General features: G+C 58.6%; 5 protein-coding genes. 3 read left to right on the top strand and 2 right to left on the bottom strand.

Annotated features, from left to right (window positions below):
• Positions 1-211: 211 nt before the first annotated feature.
• Together MSKU9_RS17525 and MSKU9_RS17520 are read right to left on the bottom strand one after the other, a co-directional pair.
• Positions 212-673 (bottom strand): YbaK/EbsC family protein, encoded by a 462-nt coding sequence (locus MSKU9_RS17525; RefSeq protein WP_039733009.1) that lies wholly within the window; start codon positions 671-673, stop codon positions 212-214.
• 85 nt (positions 674-758) lie between these two features.
• Positions 759-1,514 (bottom strand): class I SAM-dependent methyltransferase, encoded by a 756-nt coding sequence (locus MSKU9_RS17520; RefSeq protein WP_141262627.1) that lies wholly within the window; start codon positions 1,512-1,514, stop codon positions 759-761.
• Positions 1,515-1,613: 99 nt separating this feature from the next.
• Here MSKU9_RS17520 and MSKU9_RS17515 point away from each other — a divergent pair, with 99 nt between their 5' ends.
• From MSKU9_RS17515 to MSKU9_RS18980, 3 genes are all read left to right on the top strand, one after another.
• Positions 1,614-2,396 carry a helix-turn-helix transcriptional regulator gene (locus MSKU9_RS17515; protein ID WP_141262626.1) on the top strand — a complete coding sequence of 261 codons (783 nt, stop codon included), beginning with the start codon at positions 1,614-1,616 and terminating at the stop codon, positions 2,394-2,396.
• Positions 2,397-2,588: 192 nt separating this feature from the next.
• Positions 2,589-2,708: a transposase gene (locus MSKU9_RS18985; RefSeq protein ID WP_141262625.1), complete on the top strand. Its 120-nt coding sequence runs from the start codon at positions 2,589-2,591 to the stop codon at positions 2,706-2,708.
• Positions 2,709-2,961: 253 nt separating this feature from the next.
• Positions 2,962-3,153 (top strand): IS3 family transposase (locus MSKU9_RS18980; protein ID WP_162515759.1); only part of this gene is annotated, 192 nt, incomplete at its 3' end.

The raw sequence follows: 3,153 nt of genomic DNA, 5'->3' as shown, positions 1-3,153 counted from the left end.
TATCTTTATCAATGCTCATGCGGGGGCTCCTCTTCGAGCAGATTATCACTGCACCGCACAAAATTCAGGATAGTCCCCAGGATGCCGCCTTCTGGGTGTTCGCAGTGTTTTCGATTGTCCCGTTTGGTTCTGTCTTTCTTTCCCGTCAGGTCCTGTCCGTCCAGCAGAAAGACAAATGACCGTTATGTCGGGCCTGCAGGCGGTTTCAACGTCAATGCTGGCTGACATCCACCCATTCTGCGCCAACAAGTTCTGCAAGCCGATCCGGCGTCAGACACACGGAACTGTTCCGGTCACCGGCGGCAGGCCAGACCACGTCAAACGCGCGTAAAGAGGTATCGCAGAACACCCGGACCGGCTGTGGCAGTCCGAAAGGGCATACGCCACCGACCGGATGGCTGGTCAGTTCCAGCACCTCTTCCGCAGGCAGCATGCGGGGACGGTTTCCGAACGCAGCCTTCGTCTTGCGGTTATCCAGACGTCCTGTCCCGGCCATGACGACCAGAATTCGCTCATCCCCGACTTTCAGCGCCAGCGTCTTGGCAATCTGCCCTTCCTGTACGCCAAGCGCCTGAGCGGCTTCAGCCACCGTTGCAGTACTGTCCGTCAGCACCACGGGTTCGATTTCAGGTGCGTTTGCCTCAAAAAATGCCTGCACGGACTCCCGGCTCATCTCTATTCCCTCACGATGCTCGAAAACAGTTCCTGATCTGAATGATTACACATCCTGCACGTCTTCAAGACAATCACAGCCCGGTTCACAACGGTGCCACCTGAAAACTGCCAACATCGATCATGAAACTTCCGTCTGGCTCAATCCCGAAATAGTGCTTCACTTCTTCCGGTGCGGCCTGCTGCAGGGAACGGATGGCCACGACCCGCTCAGTCGGAGTCTTCGTGCGTGCCACCCAGCTTGCGAAATCCATCCGCAGGCGATGGGTCTGAAAGGCCTCCAGCGTGAACCCCGCCTGCCCCAGAAAGGCCGTCCATTCGGCAGATGAATAATTCCTTACATGCGAGATATCGCGCAGCAGTTCCATCGACTGCAGCCAGCTATCCAGCAGGGCTAAAGACGGAGCCGTCACGTCAATGAACAGGGCCATGCCTGAAGGAGCCAGGACACGCCGTGCCTCCCGCAGACCTGCCAGAGCATCCGACCAGTGATGGGTGGTGAAGCGGCAGAACGCGGCGTCAAAGGTTCCGGCTTCAAACGGCAGTTCCTCTGCCGGAGCCTGCAGAGTTGTAACATTGTCCAGACCCTGCCGTGCGGCTTCCTGCGTCACCGCCTCCAGCATGGGAGCCGTGACATCGCAGGCAACCACCTCTTCGACATGGGGCGCCAGACGGTAGGTCACATGCCCTCCTCCACAACCCAGGTCCAGAACACGCCGCAGGTCTTTGCCCGCGACAAGGTGCTCGATCCTGTCCAGATCGCTGCCCTGACCATGCACCGTGCTGACAACATAATCCTGCGCCCGGTCACCATAGTACCTTGCCGCATATGAGTCCGTCATCTTCTCTCTTCTGCGTCCTGTTTAATCCGTGGCATCAGACTGACGGATACAAAAAGCAGGTATAAGGTCTCATTTTATACTGGTATAAAAACCACCATCATGACCCTTCTCTCTGAACAGTACCGCGCCCTCGGGGCTTTCCTGCGTGCACGGCGTGATGCCCTGTCTCCTCAGGATGTTGGATTGCATGTCCTGCCCGGACGGCGTCGGGCCCGGGGGCTGCGACGGGAAGAAGCTGCCCAACTCTGCGGTATCAGCACGACATGGTATACGTGGCTGGAACAGGGCCGGAATGTCTCCTGCTCGGCGGCAACACTGGCGCGCATTGCCACGGCCCTGCATCTGTCTCCGGCCGAGCGACTTTATCTGTTCGAACTGGCCCAGTTGAAGGACCCCGACGCCTCACGGCCCGTCATCGCATCCAGTCTTCCGGAACCTGTCCGGACGTTCCCTGAGCAGGTAACCGTACCCTGCTACGTGCTGGATCCCCTGTGGAATGCCTGCGTCGCCAACGAAGCGGCCCAGCGTCTCTTCGTCGGATGGCTGGATAGTGAGGACCGCAACCTGCTGCGCTATGTGTTTCTCGACCCCGCAGCCCGTACCTTTCTGGATGACTGGGAAGGCAGCGCACGGCGGGTTCTGGCCGAGTTCCGGGCTGCCAGCATCCGTGGCGACAAACAGCAGGTAGAAGCACTCGTGCAGACGCTTAGATCCCGCAGCCCGGATTTTGAACGCCTGTGGCATAACCAGAGTGTATTGCTACGGGAAGGCGGCCCTCGCCGGTTTTACCATCCGGTAGAGGGCCCACTGGACTTTGACCAGACCACCCTCACCTTTACGATATGGCCGCACTATCATCTGGTGACATTGAGGCCACGATGAGCATTCCCCCCTCCTGACGCTTTCATGGCTTTACCGTCGGGCCAATCAGTAAACAGCACAAAGCGTCGCCTCACGACGGAAACGGGTGCTTCCTGTCCCGGCAGGAAAGTCAGACGACGTTTTGTGGACTTGTAACGGTTTTGTGCCGGTCATCTGAGCGTTTTAAGCTTGTATCAGGAGACCGACGAGATCATGAAGCATACGGAAGATTTCAAACGCGAGGCCGTGAGGATTGCGTTGAGCAGCGGGCTGTCACGCACGCGCATTGCAGCCGATCTGGGTATTGGCAAATCAACCTTGGGTAATGAATAGTGGAGTACCGTCCGGCTGATCTGGCCCGCGAGAATGAACGTCTTCGTCTGGAGAACCGGATTCTGCAAGAGCAGAGGGAAATCCTGAAAAAAGCTACCCGGTTCTTCGCGAACCGGAAGCCATGAGGTTCGCCTTCATCCATGGGCATCGGCATGAGTGGCCAATCGAGAGGCTCTGCCGCGTTTTGCAGGTCCCGGCACGTGGTTACCGGGCCTGAACATCCCGACCGGCCTGTCAGCGCCAGCACACCGATCTGAAGATACTGGCGCATATCCGTGAACATCATGCCCCGGGCAACGCCTCCTGCGGACGGCCCCGCATGACCCTGGAACTCAGGGAAGCCGGGCCTGATGTCGGGGAACGTCGTGTTGGCCGACTGATGAAGGACAACGGAATCCGGCCCGTGCGCACCCGTCGCCACAAGGTCACGACCGACAGCCACCAC

Origin of the sequence: Komagataeibacter diospyri (genome assembly GCF_006538165.1) — a bacterium.
Taxonomy (GTDB): Bacteria; Pseudomonadota; Alphaproteobacteria; order Acetobacterales; family Acetobacteraceae; genus Komagataeibacter; species Komagataeibacter diospyri.
This window is presented reverse-complemented; position numbering and strand designations above follow the sequence as displayed.